The organism is Pseudomonas sp. MYb327, assembly GCF_040438925.1.
In the GTDB taxonomy this organism is placed as follows: domain Bacteria; phylum Pseudomonadota; class Gammaproteobacteria; order Pseudomonadales; family Pseudomonadaceae; genus Aquipseudomonas.
The window spans coordinates 950,766-968,844 of the sequence record NZ_CP159258.1 but is presented as its reverse complement, the minus strand read 5'-3'; the positions used below and the strand labels follow the sequence as shown (position 1 = coordinate 968,844).

Sequence of the window (18,079 nt, the reverse complement as noted above, 5' to 3'; positions counted from 1 at the left end):
TTCGGCTTTCACACATCCAATATCATTTCAGGAAAAGGGATTGAGCTTGACGTAGACATACTTTGGCTATTTTTCTACGAGGGAAGTACACCAATGTTCTGCGAGTACGATCAGGATGGTGACTACAGCTAGGGCATCCATAAAGTTTACAGATCAATTTGGGAACCACTACTCCCTTACTTCGATAAAATCATCGCGGGAACTTGGTGGCAAGGACCAGGAATTATCACTCATACAAGAAGGTATATCTTCAAGTTCCTCCTGAACGATGGAAGAGGGCAAACGCTTAACTTCAACGGAAAAACTACATATTTCTTACCAACAACGAATACATCAGATACAACCTCAAGAACTACAAAGCAGAGTCTGGCCCCATAAAAATCGATGATGAAAGCTGGCCCGGACTTCTGAGGAGTTGAAGACGCAACGAGGTCAGGCGCGGTTAATCATTGGTTAATCGCCGCCCGCCATTGTGCACCTCACTTGCAAAGGGATAAGGCCTACCCATGCGTCGACTGTTTTTGTTTTTTATTTTCTTGATCTCTGGGGTGGCCCAGGCGGGAACGAATCCGTTCGAAACCAAACCTGAATTTTTGCCGGTGGAAAAAGCCTTCGTTTTCACCTCCGAGCGCCTCGATTCGGGTGAAACACAGCTCTATTGGCAAATCACTGACGGTTATTACCTTTATCAAAAACGCCTGAAGTTCGATGGTTTGCCTGCCGACCAGCATCCCGTGCTGCCGGAGGGCGAAGCCCATAGCGACGAGTTTTTCGGTGAACAGCAGGTCTATCGTCAGGGCCTTGAATTGAAAATCCCGGCCGGTGCCAGCGGTCAGATCAAGGTCAGCTTCCAGGGTTGCGCCGATGCGGGATTGTGTTATCCACCGCAGACGCAGGTTGTAGATCTGGGCGGAAAAATCGCCAGTACGACGCCCAACGAAGCACCGGACCAAGCCTTGGCCAGCAGCCTGCAACAACGGGCTCTTGGCTGGAGTCTGCTAGTGTTCTTCGGCCTCGGCCTGCTGCTGGCATTTACCCCGTGCTCGTTACCCATGCTGCCGATTCTGGCCGGACTGATCGTCGGCAGTGGCGCTAAGCCCAAGCGCGGTTTTGCCCTGGCCAGCAGCTATGTGGTGAGCATGGCGCTGGTGTATGCGGCGATGGGTGTGTTGGCCGCCTCTCTCGGGGCGAACCTGCAAGCCTGGTTGCAAAATCCTTGGTTGCTCGGCAGTTTTGCGGCGATTTTCGTTTTGCTGGCGTTGCCGATGTTTGGCTTCTTCGAACTGCAACTGCCGGTGGCGGTGCGTGATCGCCTGGAAAACGTCTCGCGCAATCAGCGCGGTGGCAGCCTGATCGGCGCCGGTGTGCTGGGCGCGTTGTCCGGTTTGCTGGTCGGTCCGTGCATGACCGCGCCACTGGCCGGCGCGCTGCTCTACATTGCACAGAGCGGCAACGCATTGCACGGTGGGTTGATTCTGTTCGCCATGGGCATCGGCATCGGTGTGCCGTTGCTGTTGCTGGTGACCGTCGGCAATCGCTTCATGCCCAAGCCTGGCGCCTGGATGAACCTGGTCAAAGGCATTTTCGGCTTCCTGTTTCTCGCCACGGCGTTGCTGATGTTGCGTCCGGTACTGGACGAATCGTTGTGGGTCGGCCTGAGTGGCGCCTTACTGTTGATCGCGGCCTACAGCGCCTGGAAACAGTCAGAAGGTTTCGGACGCATCGCTCATCTTTTCGGCGCCACCTCGCTGCTGCTGGGGTTGTGGGGCAGCCTGTTGATGATCGGCGCGGCGGGTGGCAGTGATGATCCTTTCAAACCGTTGCAGGTCTTCCGCGCTTCCAACTCGGCTGTCGCTGCCGAACCAACGGGCCACGACGCCTTCACCACCATCAACGACCCCGCCGTGCTGCAACGGGAACTCGACGTGGCGCAAGCTCAGGGTCAGTGGGTGCTGCTGGATTACTATGCGGACTGGTGTGTGTCGTGCAAGGTCATGGAAAAACAGGTGTTCGGCAAAGCCAAGGTGCTCGAAGCCCTCAGCGATGTGCGCTTGCTCCGACTTGACGTCACCGCCGACAATGCCGCCAGCCGCGAACTGCTCGACCGTTACAAAGTGCCGGGGCCGCCGAGCCTGCTGTGGATCGGTGCCGACGGCAACGAGCGCCGTAGCCAGCGCATCATCGGTGAGGTTGATGCCGATACTTTCCTGCAACGCTGGACCACCACCCGAGACGCCCGTTAATGCTGACCTTCACCCTCGGCACCTTTGCCATCGCGCTTAACCATCTGCTGCTGATCAGCGCATTGGCGCTGGCGACGTTCGTGGGTTGGCGGGTGGCCAAGCGCGGAGGCGAGAATCCCGAGTCGGCGTTGTTCAGCCTGTTCCTGATCGGCATGCTCGCCGCGCGAATCAGTTTCGTCGCGGTGTACTGGATGCACTATCGCAACGATCCGTGGCAGATCATCGACCTGCGCGATGGCGGTTTCCTCGCCTGGCCGGGGGTGATCGCGCTGTTGCTCGCGACGTTGTATCGGGGCTGGCGTCGTCCGGGATTGCGCCGCCCGTTGGGCTTTGGCGTGGCCAGCGGCCTGGCGTTCTGGTTGCTGGCGACCTTCTCCCTGACGATTTATGAACAAGGCACGCGCCTGCCGGAAATCACCCTGCGCAATGCCGCCGGGCAAACCGTGCAACTGGCTGATTACAAGGGCGGCCCGTTGGTGATCAATCTGTGGGCCACCTGGTGTCCGCCGTGTCGCCGGGAAATGCCGGTGCTGGAAAACGCCCAACTGCAGCGCCCGGACCTGACCTTCCTGTTCGTCAATCAGGCCGAAACCATGCAAAGCGTCAGCACCTTCCTGGAAACCCAGGGCCTGAGTCTGTCCAACGTGCTGTTCGACGGCAGCGGCCGCCTGGGCCAGGCCGTCGGCTCCATGGCCTTGCCGACTACGCTGTTCTATAGCCCCGACGGTCGCCTGCTGGGCAGCCATTTGGGTGAACTGTCGCAAGCCAGCCTGGCTCGCGCACTGGAAAACTTCGACACCGCACCCGTCACTTCTTCAAGGAAACCGCCATGCCCCGCCTCCGCCACCTGCTGACCCTGACCCTGGGTGCCGCCCTGCTGCACCTACCGTCGGTTCAGGCCGAAGAGCTGCCCGAGGCGATCAAGAAGATCGAAGCCAAGGGTGCAAAAATCGTCGGCCAGTTCGACGCCCCCGATGGTTTGCGCGGCTATGCGGCGCAGTACCAGAACCGCGGCATGGCGCTGTACCTGACGCCCGATGGCAAGCACGTGCTGCTGGGCAATCTATACGATGCCGACGGTAACGACCTGAGCAGCGCGCCCTTGCAGAAACTGGTGTACGCGCCAATGTCCAAGGAAGTCTGGGGCAAGATGGAAGCGAGCAACTGGATTGCCGACGGCAAGAAGGATGCGCCACGCGTCGTGTACATGTTCAGTGACCCGAATTGCCCTTACTGCAACATGTTCTGGGAACAGGCGCGGCCCTGGGTCAAGTCTGGGAAGGTGCAATTGCGGCACATCATGGTCGGTATCATTCGTGAAGACAGCCCGGGAAAATCTGCGGCACTGCTGGCTGCAAAGGACCCACAAAAAGCCCTGGCGGACCACGAAGCGGCCGGCAAAGCCAGTTCACTCAAGGCCTTGAAGGAAGTGCCACCGGCCGTTCAGGCAAAACTCGCAGCCAATATGCAGTTGATGGAAGACCTGGAGCTGCAAGCCACGCCAGCGATTTTCTATATGGATGACAAGGGTGAGTTACAGCAACAGCAAGGGGCGCCGTCGCCGGACAAGTTGGCGAAGATTCTTGGGCCGAAGTGACCTCATCGGCCCCATCGCGAGCCTGCTCGCGATGGGGCCATTGCAACCGACTAATTTCTTCGGGCCAGAAACTCGAGCAAAGCCTCGGTGACGAACTCTGGATTCTCCAGATTTGAGATATGCCCCGCCTCCGGCACCAGCACACATGGACAACCAATCAACTCCGCCATTTCACGTGCCTCCGAAGGCGGCCGTGGCTTGTCCTGATCGCCACAGATCACCAACGTCGTCGCGGCGTTCAATTCGCCCAGACGCGGCAACAAATCATCCCGGCCAAAAGTAATCCGCCCCGTCGGCACGATGCTTTCGCGCAACCGCTCAGTCGGCAGCGCGGCGAGTCTGGCGCGGAAGTCCTGGTACAACGCCGACTGCGGATCGATACCCGGACGGAAGAAAATCGGCACCACGATGTCCAGCAATTGCGGTGCAATCACACCGGTTTCTTCGATCATCTTGAACAGCGAAAAATAATACTGGCGAGTCGGTTCCGGCTCGACACCCACATAGGTGTCCATCAACACCAAGCCATTGAGCCGTTGCGGTGCCGACAGCGCCAGACGCACGCCCCACATTCCTCCGACCGACAGGCCGACCAGCGTCACGCGATCGATATCCAGATGATCGAGCAGCCCCAAGGCTTGGCGTGCGATGTCATCCAGCGACGTTGTACCTTCGGGCAGCGGCCCGGATTCACCGTGGCCCCACAAGTCCAGTGCGATCACCCGATACTGCTGGGACAACGCGGCAATCTGCGGCGCCCACATGGACTGGTCCCACAGATAACTGCCGGCCAGCAGCACCGCCGGACCGGCGCCATGGTCGATGTAGTGGAGGGGTTGGCCGTCTATCGTTACGAAGGGCATCGGATGGCTCCGCGGGAAAAAGTGGAGCCGCAAGGCTGAGCCGCTGCTCGACCACAGTCAACTACACGATTGTATAGGTATGTTCAGTGGGCATTGTGGTGCCTGGACTGACGCCATCGCTGGCAAGCCAGCTCCTACAGAATTGCGAACACGCCACCAACCTGTAGGCGCTGGCTTGCCAGCGATGAGGCCAGTACAAACACTAGAGAGTCAAAGCCCCTCCAGCTCCGCCATCAAATCATTCAGCCGATCGACCTTCTCCTCAGTCATATCACTCGCCGCCAACCCATCGATGTACTCGGCCAGTTCCTCCACCGTGCTGCACTCGAACATCGCCCGCAGCGGCACATCCCGTTGCAGGGTTTTCTGCACCCGCGAGGCAATCTGCGTGGCCAGCAGAGAATGCCCGCCCAGTTCGAAGAAGTTGTCGCGAACACCAACCTTTTCCACCTTCAGCACCTCGGCCCAGATCGAAGCCAACGTCTGCTCCAGCTCATTGCGCGGTGCCTGATAGTCCTGGCTTTGCAATTGCCCGATTTCCAGCGCCGGCAGGGCCTTTCGGTCCAGTTTGCCGTTGGCGTTGAGCGGCAGCTTATCGAGCCATAGCCAGTGCAGCGGCACCATGTATTCCGGCAGTTCGGCGCGCAGGCGTTGCTTGATCCGCTCCAGCCGTTCAGCAGGATTGAGCGCGGAATCCGCCGCCACCAGATAGCCCACCAGATGCTTGCCGTTGACGCCCTCCTGCACACCGACCGCTGCTTCGCGGACTTCCGGTTGTTCATGCAGGCGTGCTTCGATTTCGCCCAGCTCGATGCGGTAGCCGCGAATCTTTACCTGATGGTCGATGCGCCCGACGTATTCCAGCACGCCATCACTGCGGCGGCGGGCCAGGTCGCCGGTGCGATACAGACGATCCCCCGGCGCGCCGAACGGATTGGGCACAAACACCTGGGCCGTGCGCAGCGGATCGCTGACATAACCACGCCCGACGCCGGTGCCGGCAACACACAACTCACCCACCGCGCCCAGCGGCACCAAGTCCAGCGCCCCGTCGAGCAGGTACAAACGGTTGTTGTCGGTCGGCGTGCCAATCGGCAAATAGCTGCCGCGAGTCGAAGCCACATCGACACGGAAGAACGCCACGTCATCCGAGCATTCCGCAGGTCCGTAGGCGTTCACCAAACCGATGTCCGGATAACGCAGCAACCACTGATGCGCGAGTTCCGGCGGCATCGCTTCTCCGGTCGGCAGCATCCAGCGCAGGCCATCGAGGCTCATGCGTTCCTGGGCGAGCATGCCCTGGATCAGCGAAGGCACGCTTTCCAGCACGGTGATGCCCTGGCTCTGCACATGGGCGAGCAAACCCTGCGGATCGTGGGCGATGGTGTTCGGCACGATGTCGACCCGCGCACCGAACAACGGCGCGGCGAGGAACTGCCAGACGGAAATATCGAAGCTTTGCGAAGCGGTCTGGGCGATCACGTCGGCAGCGCTCAGGTTCAGATACGGTACCTTGCTCAACTGGTTGTTGAGCATGCCGCGCTGTTCGACCATCACGCCTTTCGGCAAACCGGTGGAGCCCGAGGTGTAGATCACGTAGGCCAGGTTATCCGGAGCGCTGTAGATGCCCGGATTGGCCAGCGAGACATCGCTCGCCTGCACCTCTTCCCAGACCAGCAACCGAGGTCGATTTGCGCAACCGAACTCCTCCAGCAACGCCAGCGCCTGCTCGTGACAAGCTTGAGTGCAAACTAGCAACGGCGTGCGGCTCAGGTCGATGATGCGGCTCAGGCGCTGGCTTGGAAGACCCGGATCCAGCGGCAGATAACCTGCGCCCGCCTTGAAGCTACCAATGATCATGCCGAGCAAATCGAGACTGCGTTCGGCCAGCAGCGCCACCGGTTGATCCAGTCCGACACCCGCCGCAATCAGCGCATGGCCGAGACGATTACTGCGCTGGTTCAGTTCAAGGTAGCTGTAGTGCTGATCCAGGCAACTGGCGGCGATCCGCTGTGGATGCTCGGCCACCTGCGCTTCAAACAGTGAAACGTAGCTTTGCTCCAGCGGGTATTGGTGCTCGCTCTGGTTGCAGCCGTGGACGAGGAACTCCCGTTCCTCGTCGCCTAGCAACGGCAAGTCCGCCATGTCGCCATGGAAGCCTTCGACCAGCGCCAGCAACAGGCGCTTGAACTCAGCGAGCATGCGCTCGACCGTGGATTGGTCGAAGTAACGCTGATCGTAGGACAGATGCAAACCCAGGTCATCGCCCGGATAGCACACCGCCGTCAGCGGGAAGTTGGTGTGGGTGCGGCCCGAATCCGACGTCGCGTTGAGGCTCTGCGCGCGGTCCATCACCGACACTTCCACCGGGGCATTTTCGAACACAAACAAACTGTCGAACAGCGGCTGGCCTTTCGGCAATTCGCTGTGTTCCTGAATGCTCACCAGCGGCAGGTACTCGTACTCGCGCAGCTGCATGTTGCTGTCGAGCAGTGCCGCCAGCCATTGGCGAACACTGCAACGCTGATGGTCTTCCGGCATTTTCACCCGCAGCGCGATGCTGTTGATAAACAGGCCGACGGTGCGTTGCATTTCCGGCATGTCCACCGGACGGCCCGCCACCGTGACGCCGAAGAGCACGTCTCGATCACCGCTCAAGCGCCGCAGTACCAAGGCCCACGCAGCCTGGGCGAAGGTGTTGATGGTCAGTTGATGAGCCTGTGCGAGTTCACGCAGTTGCGCGCCGTCACGGGCATCCAGTCGGGTATAGCTGTCGCCGACGATCATGCCGCCGCTGTCGCCTGCGTGCTCGCGCAGGAAGGGCCGGTCGCTCGGGATCGGCGTCGTGCGTTCAAAGCCTTGAAGGTTGGTTTTCCACCACTGCCGCGCTTCGGCCAGGCTCTGGTGCTGCAGCCAGCCGATGTAGTCGCGATAACGCGGCGGCATCGGCAGTTGCGCTTCCCGGCCTTCACCAAGGGCGGTGTAGATTTCAAAGAAATCGTTCATCAGCAGCGAACGGCACCAGGCATCGATGAGGATATGGTGATTGCTCATCATGAACCAGTAACGCGCCGCGCCGACCCGGATCAAACGCAGGTGGAACGGTGCCTGCTTGAGCAGATCGAACCCGGCCTCGCGCTCGCTTTTCAGAAGTGCTTGCAGCTTCGGTTCCTGCTCGGCCTCGGCGATATCGCTCCAGTCGAGGTATTCGATCGGCGTGCTGCCCGGCTTGTGGATAACCTGCAACATGTCTTCGCCAACGTTCCAGCAGAACGAGGCGCGCAAGGCTTCGTGGCGGGCGATCACCGCTTGCCAGGCCTGGGCGAAACGCTGCGGGTCGAGTTCGCTGTTGATGCGGTAGCGGTCCTGCATGTAATACAAGCCGGTGCCCGGTTCCAGCAGCGTATGCAGCAACATGCCTTCCTGCATCGGCGTCAGCGGGTAGACGTCTTCGATGACGCTGGCGGGAACCGGCAGTGCATCCAGTTGCGCCTGGTTCAGTTTGGCCAGCGGGAAGTCTGACGGCGTCAGGCCACCGGCATCGTCGCCCAAGCAATGCTCAATCAGGCTGGTCAGCTCGCCCAAGTAAGATTCGGCCAACTCATTGATGGTCTGCGGGTCGTAGCGTTCGGCGCTGAAGGTCCAGCGCAGCAGCAGTTCACCGCCATAGACCTGACTGTCGACGCTCAGCTCGTTAGGCAACGGTGCTTTCGGATCGTGCGCGACACCGACCGGCTCATCCAGTGGACGGAACAGCGCCTCACTGCCGAAGCTCTGGTCGAACTGACCGAGGTAGTTGAACGTGATGGGCGCCAGCGGCAACGCGGCCATGGACTGGCGGCACTGATTGTCGGCGAGATAACTCAGCACGCCATGACCGAGCCCTTTGTGCGGCACGGCGCGCAGCTGTTCCTTGATTGCCTTGATCGAAGCACCCTGCTCGTTCTCTGGCGTCAACCGCAGTGGATAGGCACTGGTGAACCAGCCGACGGTGCGGGTCAGGTCGATCTCGTCGAACAGCGCCTCGCGGCCATGGCCTTCCAGTTGAATCAGCGCCGATTCATGTCCGCTCCAGCGGCACAGCACACGGGCCAATGCGGTCAGCAGCAGGTCGTTGACCTGGGTGCGATAGGCACTCGGCGCCTGTTGCAGCAGTTGGCGGGTACGCTCGCTGTCGAGACGCACGCTAACGGTTTGCGCATGGCGATTCTGCCGACCGCCCTCGGGGCGATCACACGGCAACCCGGCGTTCGGCCCGGCCAGTTGCATCTGCCACCAGTTCAATTCTTCGCGCAGGGACTCGCTGCCGGCATACGCCTGCAAGCGTGCGGCCCAATCCTTAAACGCGCTGGTTTTCGCTGGCAGTTGCACCGGCTGCTGCGTGTCGAGTTGGCGATACACCGTTTGCAGATCGTCCAGCAGCACGCGCCAGGAAACCCCGTCCACGACCAGGTGGTGAATGGCGATGAACAACCGTTGCTGCCCTTCTGGGCCATCAACCAGCAACGCACGCATCAGCGGCCCTTCTGCGAGGTCGAGGCTGCGTTGGGCATCGGCGAAAATTGCCACGCATTTATCCATGCCCGGAACCCGTACTTGCCACAGCGCCGCCGCGTCGGAAATCGCCTGATGCTCGGCGCGCCATTGGCCACCCACTTCGCTGAAGCGCAGGCGCAAGGCATCGTGCTGTTCAAGCACCGCCAGCAGCGCTTGCTCAAGGCGATGGGGTTCCAGCGCAACGGTCGGCTCCAGCAGCAAAGCCTGGTTCCAGTGCTGGCGCTGCGGGATGTCGGTGTCGAAGAACCAGTGCTGGATCGGTGTCAGGCGCGATTCGCCGCTGAGCAAACCTTGCTCGGCCGTAACCTGCTCGGTGCGGGTTGCCACGGCGGCGAGGGTTTGCACGGTCTGGTGCTGGAACAAGTCGCGGGGGCTGAAGTGAATGCCCTGCTGCCGCGCACGGCTGACCACTTGAATCGACAGGATCGAGTCGCCGCCGAGTTCGAAGAAGTTGTCGTTGAGACCGACCTGTTCGACGTTCAGCACCTCACACCAGATCTGCGCCAACGTCAGCTCCAGTTCGTTGCTTGGCGCCACATAGTGCTGACGGTTCAGCTCCGGATCCGGCGCCGGTAGTGCGCGACGGTCGAGTTTGCCGTTGGCGGTCAGCGGCATGCTGGCCAGCAATATCAGGTGAGTCGGCACCATGTAATCCGGCAACTGGGACTTGAGGTGCGACTTGAGGGACTCGCGCAATGCGGCTTGTTGCGACTCGTCCTGTTCGGCGATTTCGGAGACCAGATAGCCAACCAATTGCTTGCCGCTCGGTGCATCGAGCGCCAGCACCACAGCTTCGCGCACTGATTCATGTTCCAGCAGACGGGTTTCAACCTCGCCTAACTCGATGCGGAAACCACGAATTTTCACTTGATGGTCGATACGCCCGAGATATTCCACCAGGCCATCGGCACGCTGGCGTACCAGGTCGCCGGTGCGATACAGACGCCCACCGCTGCGGGTGAACGGGTCGGCAACAAAGCGTTCAGCCGTCATGCCCGGACGCTGGTGATAACCCTGGGCCAGACCCGCGCCGCCGACGTACAACTCACCCGTCGCGCCTTGCGGTACCAAGGCCAGATCGGCATCAAGAATGTACGCCACGCGATCGCCGATGACGCTGCCGATCGGCACACTGCCAGCGCCTTCTTCCAACACTTCAGGCGCCAGGCTGGCCAATGGCATGACCACGGTTTCGGTCGGCCCGTAGGCGTTGAAGAACAGGTTCGGTGTGAACGCTGCGCGAATCCGCTGCAAGTGTTCGCCGGTCAATGCCTCGCCGCCGGTAATGATCATGCGCACCGGCAAGGTTTCATTTTGCGTGGCCAACCACTGCGCCAACTGGCTGCCGTAGCTTGGTGTGAAGCCGAGAATGTTGATGTGGTGACGACGAATCAGTGCGCAGATTTCTTCGGCGTCCCACTGCCCCTGGGCACGCAAAACCACCTGGGCTCCGCTCAACAGCGGCACCAACAGACGCTCAGTGGCGGCGTCGAAGTTGATCGAATAGAAGTGCAGTTCGCAGTCGTCGGGGCGCATGCCGAAACGCTTGATCACCGCGCGGCAATGCATGGCGATTTCGCCGTGGGACACCACCACGCCTTTCGGTTTTCCAGTGGAACCCGAGGTGTAGATCAGGTACGCCTGATGCTGCGGCAGGCTGATAAACGGCAGTTCGCTGGTCGGGTAATCGGCCAGTGCGGCGGCGTCCTCTTCAAGACACCAGCGAGCCACCGATGACGGTAATTCGCCGAGGGCTTCGAACATCGCCGCATCGCTGAGCAGCAAACCGATGCCGCTGTCTTCGATCATGTAATGCAGGCGCTCGAGCGGGTACTCCGGGTCCAGCGGCACGTAAGCGCCGCCAGCCTTGAGGATCGCCAGCAGGCCGACGACCATCTCCAGCGAACGCTCCAGCGCCAGGCCAACGCGAACCTGCGGACCAACGCCACGCTCGCGCAGCATCCACGCCAGGCGATTGGCTCGACTGTCGAGTTCGGCATAGCTCAGGGTTTGCCCGGCGAAGGTCAGTGCCAGCGCATCGGGACACGCCAACGCCTGTTCGCTGAACAGGTGATGGATGCACTGGTCGAGGCGATGTTCACCCGGCTCGACACCGAGGCTGTCGAGCAGTTTTTGCTGCTCCGTGGCTTCGAGCAACGGCAGTTCACTGAGGCGTTGTCGCGGATCGGCCAGTAACGCTTCCAGCAGGTTGCGCCAGTGTGCGGCCATGCGTGCGATGCGCGGTTCGTCAAACAGATCGGTGCTGTAGGTCAGGCAGCAACCCAAGCGATGATCGAGGTCAGTGACTTCCAGGTTGAGGTCGAACTTGGTCGCGCGGGCATCGTTGGCCAGGTATTCGACGGTCATGCCGGCGAGCTTGCGGCTCTGCTGGAATTCCCAGCGCTGCACGTTGCACATCACCTGGAACAGCGGGTTGTACGCGGCACTGCGCGGTGGCTGCAAGGCTTCCACCAGATGATCGAACGGCAGGTCCTGGTGGGACTGACCTTCGATGACCGTGTGGCGCACCTGCTCCAGCAACTCACCGACGCTCATCTGGCCGTCGAGCTGGCAACGCAGCACGTGGGTGTTGAGGAACGCGCCGATCAGCCCTTCGCTTTCCGGGCGAATGCGGTTGGCCACCGGCGCGCCGATGCGCAAGTCGGTCTGGCCGCTATAACGGTAAAGCAGCACGGCGAGCGCGGCGGTCATGGTCATGAACAGGGTCAGGCCGTTTTGCGCATTGAAGGCGCGGACCCGTGCCGCGAGGTCATCGCTGAGGTCGAAACGGAACAATTCGCCCCGATGACTTTGCACTGGCGGGCGCGGACGGTCGCCGGGCAGTTCCAGCAATGGATGTTCGCGGCCCAGTTGATTGATCCAGTAGTCGAGTTGGCGCTGACGTTCGCCGGACTCCAGCCAAAGCCGCTGCCAGACGCTGTAATCGAGGTATTGCACCGGCAGCGGTTGCAAGGGCGATTCGCGGTCATCGACAAACGCTTCGTAAAGCGCGCTGAGTTCCCGGGCAAAAATGTCCATTGCCCAGCCTTCGGTGACGATGTGGTGCAGGGTCAGCACCAGGTAATGTTCGTGCGCGGCGGTCTTGACCAGACAGGCGCGCAGCAATGGCCCGGTTTCCAGATCGAACGGCTGGTGCGCTTCATCGTCGGCCAGTTGCTGCACCCGTTGTTCGCGGGCGGCGGCGTCCAGCGCCGAGAAATCCTTGCAGTCCATGCGCACGCCGGTCTCTGCATGCACCTGCTGACGGGCCACGCCGTTGACACTCGGGAACGTGGTGCGCAGGGTTTCGTGACGCAGGATCAGCGCTTGCAGCGCCGCGTCGAAACGCCCGACATCCAGCACCCCGCGCAGGCGCGCCATGCCGCCAACATTGTAGGCCGGGCTGTCCGGTTCCATCTGCCAGAGGAACCACATGCGCTGCTGGGAATAGGACAGCGGCACCGGCTGGCTGCGGTCGACTTTTTCAATCGTCGGTTGTTGGTTGGTGCTGCCGCTGGCCTGTATCAGGCGCACCTGCTCGGCGAAGGCGCCCAGTTCGCTGTTCTCGAACAGTGCGCGCAACGGCAACTCGACGTCGCAGGCCTGGCGGGTGCGGGAGATGATTTGCGTGGCCAGCAACGAGTGGCCGCCGAGGGCGAAGAAATCGTCACGCAAGCCGACTTGCTGAAGGCCCAACACTTCACGCCAGATACCGGCGATTTGTTGTTCCAGTCCGGTCACCGGCTCGACGTGTTCACGCACTTGCCACTGCGGTTCCGGCAAGGCGCGGCGGTCGAGTTTGCCGCTCGGGCTGAGGGGCATTTCGTCGAGGCGCATCAGTTGCGCCGGGACCATGTATTCCGGCAGTTGCGCCGCCAATGCGGTTTTCAGGCGCGTGGACAGGGCTTCTTCGGCCTCAGTGGCATCGGCGGTGTAGTAACCGATCAACTGAGCACCGGCCGAGGTTTCACGAACCAGCACCACCGCTTGCGCAACGCCGTCCTGCGCCAGCAGTCGCGCCTCGATTTCTTCCGGTTCGACGCGGAAGCCGCGCAGTTTGACCTGCTGATCGAGACGACCGAGGTATTCGATCACGCCATCGGCGGTCCAGCGAGCACGGTCGCCGGTGCGGTACAGACGCGCGCCCTGCTCGCCCAGTGGATCGACCACGAAACGTTCGGCGGTCAAACCCGGACGGCCCAGATAACCACGAGCCAGGCCAATGCCGCTGATACACAGTTCTCCCGGCACACCGGCCGGCACCGGGTTGAGATCACTGTCGAGTACGCGGCAAAGCACGTTGCTTAGCGGACGGCCAATTGGCGAGCGTTCGCCATCGGCGCGGGTGCAGTGCCAATGGGTGACGTTGATCGCGGTTTCGGTCGGGCCGTAGCGGTTGTGCAGTTGCACCGCAGGCAGTTGATCCAGCACGCGGTTGCGCAGTTCGGCCGGCAAGGCTTCGCCGCCGGAAAACACGCGGCGCAGGCTGGTGCATTCGGCGCTGAGCGGTTCGTCGATGAACAACGAAAGCAGCGGCGGCACGAAGTGCAGCGTGGTTACGTCGTACTGCTGAACAAGCTGCGCGATGCGGTGCGGATCGCGGTGTTCACCGGGGCCGGCGATCAACAAGCGAGCACCCGTGATCAGCGGCCAGAAGCATTCCCACACCGACACGTCGAAACTGATCGGCGCCTTTTGCATCAGCACATCGGTTTCATTCAAGCGGTAGGTGTTTTGCATCCATAGCAGGCGCTCGGCGAGGGCCGCATGGGTATTGCCGACACCCTTTGGCTGACCGGTGGAGCCGGACGTGTAGATCACGTACGCCAGGTTATCGCCGTGCAGATGCAGGCCCGGCGTTTGACTCGGCCAGCGCTCCAGATGCAGGGCATCCATGGCGATCACGCTCACGCCAGCGGTGGCCGGCAGGCGATCGAGCAACTGGGTTTGCGTCAGCAACAAATCAACGCCGCTGTCCTTGAGCATGTAGGCGAGGCGCTCGGCCGGGTAGTCCGGATCGAGCGGTACATAAGCGCCTCCGGCCTTGATAATCGCCAATAAGCCGATGAGCAGTTGCGGTGAACGCTCGGCGGCGATGGCCACGCAAACGTCCGGCCCCACACCTTTGTCGCGCAGGTAATGAGCCAGGCGATTGGCCTGGGTGTGCAGCTCGGCGAAATCGAGGCTGCCGCCGTCCCACATCAGCGCAACGCGTTCCGGGGTCTGGCGTGCCTGTTCATTGAGCAGTTCGGGCAGCCATTGGCCGGCGGGGGTGCACGGTGCAACAGCCCAATCAGCTTGCTGGCGGAACTCCGCTCCGGTCAGCAATTGCAGATCGCCAAGGGCCGTTTGCGGGCGCTCGCAGGCTTCGCGCAACAGGTTGCAGTAATGCCCGGCCAGACGCTCGATGGTCGCCGTGTCGAATAATTCGCTGGCGTAGTCGAAGGACAGGTTCAAGCGACCGTTGCGGTCTTCTTCGCTGTGCAATTGCAGATCAAACTTGGCTTCGCGGCTGTGCCACGGCAACTCTTCGGCCAGCAGCCCCGGGAGGCGTTTCAAGGCGCTGAGGTCGCGTTGCTGGTGGTTGAACATGACCTGGAACAGCCCCTGTTCACGCGCTTGGGGGAAGGCTTCGAGCAGCTGTTCGAAGGGGAGATCCTGATGCGCTTGCGCACCCAACGCAGCCTGACGGATTTGCCCCAACAACTCGGCGAAAGGCAGCCGTGAATCCAATTCGGCGCGCAGCACCTGGGTGTTGATGAAGAAACCAATCAGGCCTTGGGTTTCCAGACGCGGACGGTTGGCGTTCGGCACGCCGATGCGGATGTCACGCTGACCGCTGTAGCGGTGCAACAAAGCCTGGAACGCGGCCAGCAGCAGCATGAAAGACGTCGATTCATGGGCCTGGGCGGTCTGGCGAATGGCATCGCTCAGACGCGCGTCCAGGCGCACGGTGTGGCGGGCGGCGCTGTGCAGTCGTTGCGCCGAACGCGGATGGTCGGTGGCCAGGCTCAGGGTTGGATGCTCATCGCCCAACCGCGTTTTCCAGTAAGCCAGTTGACGCTCGCCCTCCCCTTGCGCCAGCCATTGCCGCTGCCAGCTGCTGTAGTCGGCGTACTGCGTGGGCAGTGGCGCGAGCGTCGCCGGTTGCCCTTGAGCAGCCGCCGCGTACAGTCGCGAAAACTCGTCGATCAAGACGTTCAGCGACCAGCCGTCAGCGATGATGTGGTGCATTGTCACCAACAGTTGATGGTCTTCGTCATCGAGGCGCACCAGCGTCACCCACAGCAGCGGGCCTTTTTCCAGATCGAACTGGGTGCGCGCTTCGTCTTCGCGGATTTGCTGCGCGCGGGCTTCGCGTTCGGTCACTGGCAGGTCGCTGATGTCGATGCGTTGCAGGTTGAATTCAGCGGCCGCGTCGACCTGTTGCAACGCCACGCCGTCACGCTCGAAGAACCGCGTGCGCAGGGATTCATGCCGCTCGATCAATTGCTGGAAACTGCCGCGCAACGCGTTTTCGTCCAGCTCGCCCCGCAGGCGCAAGGCGCCGGGAATGTTGTAGGCGCTGCTTTGTGGATCCAGTTGCCAGGTGATCCACAGACGGTTTTGCGCTAGGGATTGCGGCATGGCTTCTGTTCGCGACAGCGTGGTGATTGAGCCTTGCGCCAGCCCGCCGTCCTGTTGTCGGGCCACAACGTCGGCGAATGCACCGAGGGTCGGTGCTTCGAACAACAGGCGCAAGTTCAGCTCCAGACCGAGTGCTTCACGCAATCGCGCCACCACCTGCGTCGCCGCGATGGAGTTACCGCCGAGCAAGAAAAAGTGATCGTCGGCGTTCACCTGTCTGACCTGCAATTGCTCGCACCATATCTGGCCGATCAAGGTTTGCAGCTCGGTGCCCGATCCTGTGTTGGCAGTGCTTTCAGTAACCGTTGAAGGGAACACCGCGTAGCTGTCGAGGCTGCCATCCGCCAGCCGATTGCGGCATGCCGAGCGCTGCAATTTACCGCTGGAGGTCTTGGGCAACGCGCCCGGATTGAGCAGCACCACGACACTCGGCGCTTCCTGACAGGCCTCGGCCACGGCTTGGCGAATGGCTTTGATCAACATTTCAGGCGGGAGGATTTTTTGCACGCTGCGGCTGATTTCCGCGGCGATACCAATGCCTTCCTGGCCGTCGGTATTGACTGCGAACGCCGCGACGCGACCTTTGCGCACCACCTCCACTTCGCGTTCGACGGTCTGCTCGATGTCCTGTGGATAAAGGTTGTGACCGCGCACGATCAGCATGTCTTTCAGGCGTCCAGTGATGAACAGCTCGCCGTCGCGCATGAACCCAAGGTCACCGGTACGCAGCCAGGTTTGGCCGGCGTGCTGGACGAAGGTCTTGGCGGTAGCTTCGGGGTTACGCCAGTAGCCGTGGGCGATGCTTGGGCCGGCGGCCCAGACTTCGCCGATCGCGTTGTCATTGAGTTCGATGAGCGAGAGCGGGTCGAAAATCAGCACCGCGTGATCCGGCTGGCTGACGCCGCAGCTCATGATCGTGCTGCCCTCGCCCGTCTCGGCGCGGTTTTGCGCCAAGGCTTGATCGTCGACGCGCAGGTTGCCGATGCCTTGACCGCGCGGTGTGCCGGCCACAAACAGCGTGGCTTCGGCCAGACCGTAAGAGGCCATGAAACTGTCTTCGCGGAAACCACAACTGGCGAACTTCTCGGCGAAGCGCTCAAGAGTGTCGAGGCGAATCGGTTCTGAACCGGAATACGCCACGCGCCAGCCGCTCAGGTCGAGGCGCTCCAGCGCTGATTCGCTGACCCGCTCGCTGCACAAACGGTAGGCGAAATCCGGCCCGCCGCTGATCGTACCGCCGTACTCGCTGATCGCTTCCAGCCAGCGCAACGGCCGGCCGAGAAAGTACGCGGGCGACATCAATACGCAGGGCACGCCGCTGAAGATCGGCTGCAACAGGCCACCAATCAAACCCATGTCGTGGTACAGCGGCAGCCAGCTGACGATCACGTCGTCGGGGTTCACATCGATGCCGAAACCGTGGCGGATCAGCAACTCATTGGCCACCAGGTTACCGTGACTGACTTGCACGCCTTTGGGCAACGCGGTGGATCCGGAGGTGTATTGCAGGAAGGCGATGTGATCGTACTGCAGGTCCGGTGCAACCCAACGCTCGGCCAGCGTGTTGTCGAGGGTATCGACACACAGCAGCGGCGGCGCGCCTTCGATTTGCAGCAATGCGTCGCGCAGATCGGCGCTGGTCAACAACAGGCGCGGTTCGGCATCGCTGATGATCGACAGCAGACGCTCCTGGTGATGACGGCGCGTCGACTCCGGCGGATAGGCCGGCACCGCGATTACGCCGGCATACAGGCAACCAAAGAACGCCGCGACGTAATCCGGACCGCTGGGAAACAACAGCACCGCGCGGTCGCCAAAATCAGCTTCGGCCTGCAACGCGCCGGCAATCGTTCGCGCTCGCTGATCCAACTCGCGATAACTGAGCACCACAGCCTGGTCCCGGGTTTCGGCGAGAAAACGCAAGGCCACCCGATCCGGCGTCAGCGCCGCGCGGCGCTGAAGGGCTTGGACCAGTGTGCTGGGGAGTTCGAACGCGTCGGTCATGAGGTTTCCTGCCTGAATTCGGCTTGCAATTGGAATCGGTTTTCTTACGTCGCGCCCCATTCAAGGGCGCGCAGGTCGCGGTCTTCACCGACCGCGCGAGGCATTGGCAATGCGCTTGTGTCCGGGGCTTGAGCCCGGAGCCATTCACCAATGAGAACGGATGACGTCTGCAAATAATTAGTCGCCAG

General features: G+C 61.5%; 5 protein-coding genes. 3 read left to right on the top strand and 2 right to left on the bottom strand.

Annotated elements, in window-relative coordinates:
- Positions 1-506: 506 nt before the first annotated feature.
- The 3 genes from dsbD to dsbG are packed head-to-tail and all read left to right on the top strand — an operon-like array spanning position 507 to position 3,840.
- Positions 507-2,243, top strand: coding sequence for a protein-disulfide reductase DsbD (dsbD, locus tag ABVN21_RS04420; RefSeq protein WP_339556198.1), 1,737 nt, complete (start codon positions 507-509; stop codon positions 2,241-2,243).
- Positions 2,243-3,097 (top strand): TlpA disulfide reductase family protein, encoded by an 855-nt coding sequence (locus ABVN21_RS04415; RefSeq protein ID WP_339556197.1) that lies wholly within the window; start codon positions 2,243-2,245, stop codon positions 3,095-3,097. The genes dsbD and ABVN21_RS04415 overlap by 1 nt, the downstream gene beginning before the upstream one ends.
- Positions 3,073-3,840, top strand: coding sequence for a thiol:disulfide interchange protein DsbG (gene dsbG, locus ABVN21_RS04410; RefSeq protein WP_339556196.1), 768 nt, complete (start codon positions 3,073-3,075; stop codon positions 3,838-3,840). Before ABVN21_RS04415 ends, dsbG begins: the two co-directional genes overlap by 25 nt.
- A gap of 50 nt (positions 3,841-3,890) precedes the next feature.
- Here the strand turns inward: dsbG and ABVN21_RS04405 are convergent, their stop codons facing one another.
- Complete coding sequence (locus ABVN21_RS04405; protein WP_339556195.1) at positions 3,891-4,703, bottom strand: alpha/beta fold hydrolase; 813 nt, start codon at positions 4,701-4,703, stop codon at positions 3,891-3,893.
- Positions 4,704-4,913: 210 nt separating this feature from the next.
- Complete coding sequence (locus ABVN21_RS04400; RefSeq protein WP_339556194.1) at positions 4,914-17,891, bottom strand: non-ribosomal peptide synthetase; 12,978 nt, start codon at positions 17,889-17,891, stop codon at positions 4,914-4,916.
- Between the last annotated feature and the right edge of the window lie 188 nt (positions 17,892-18,079).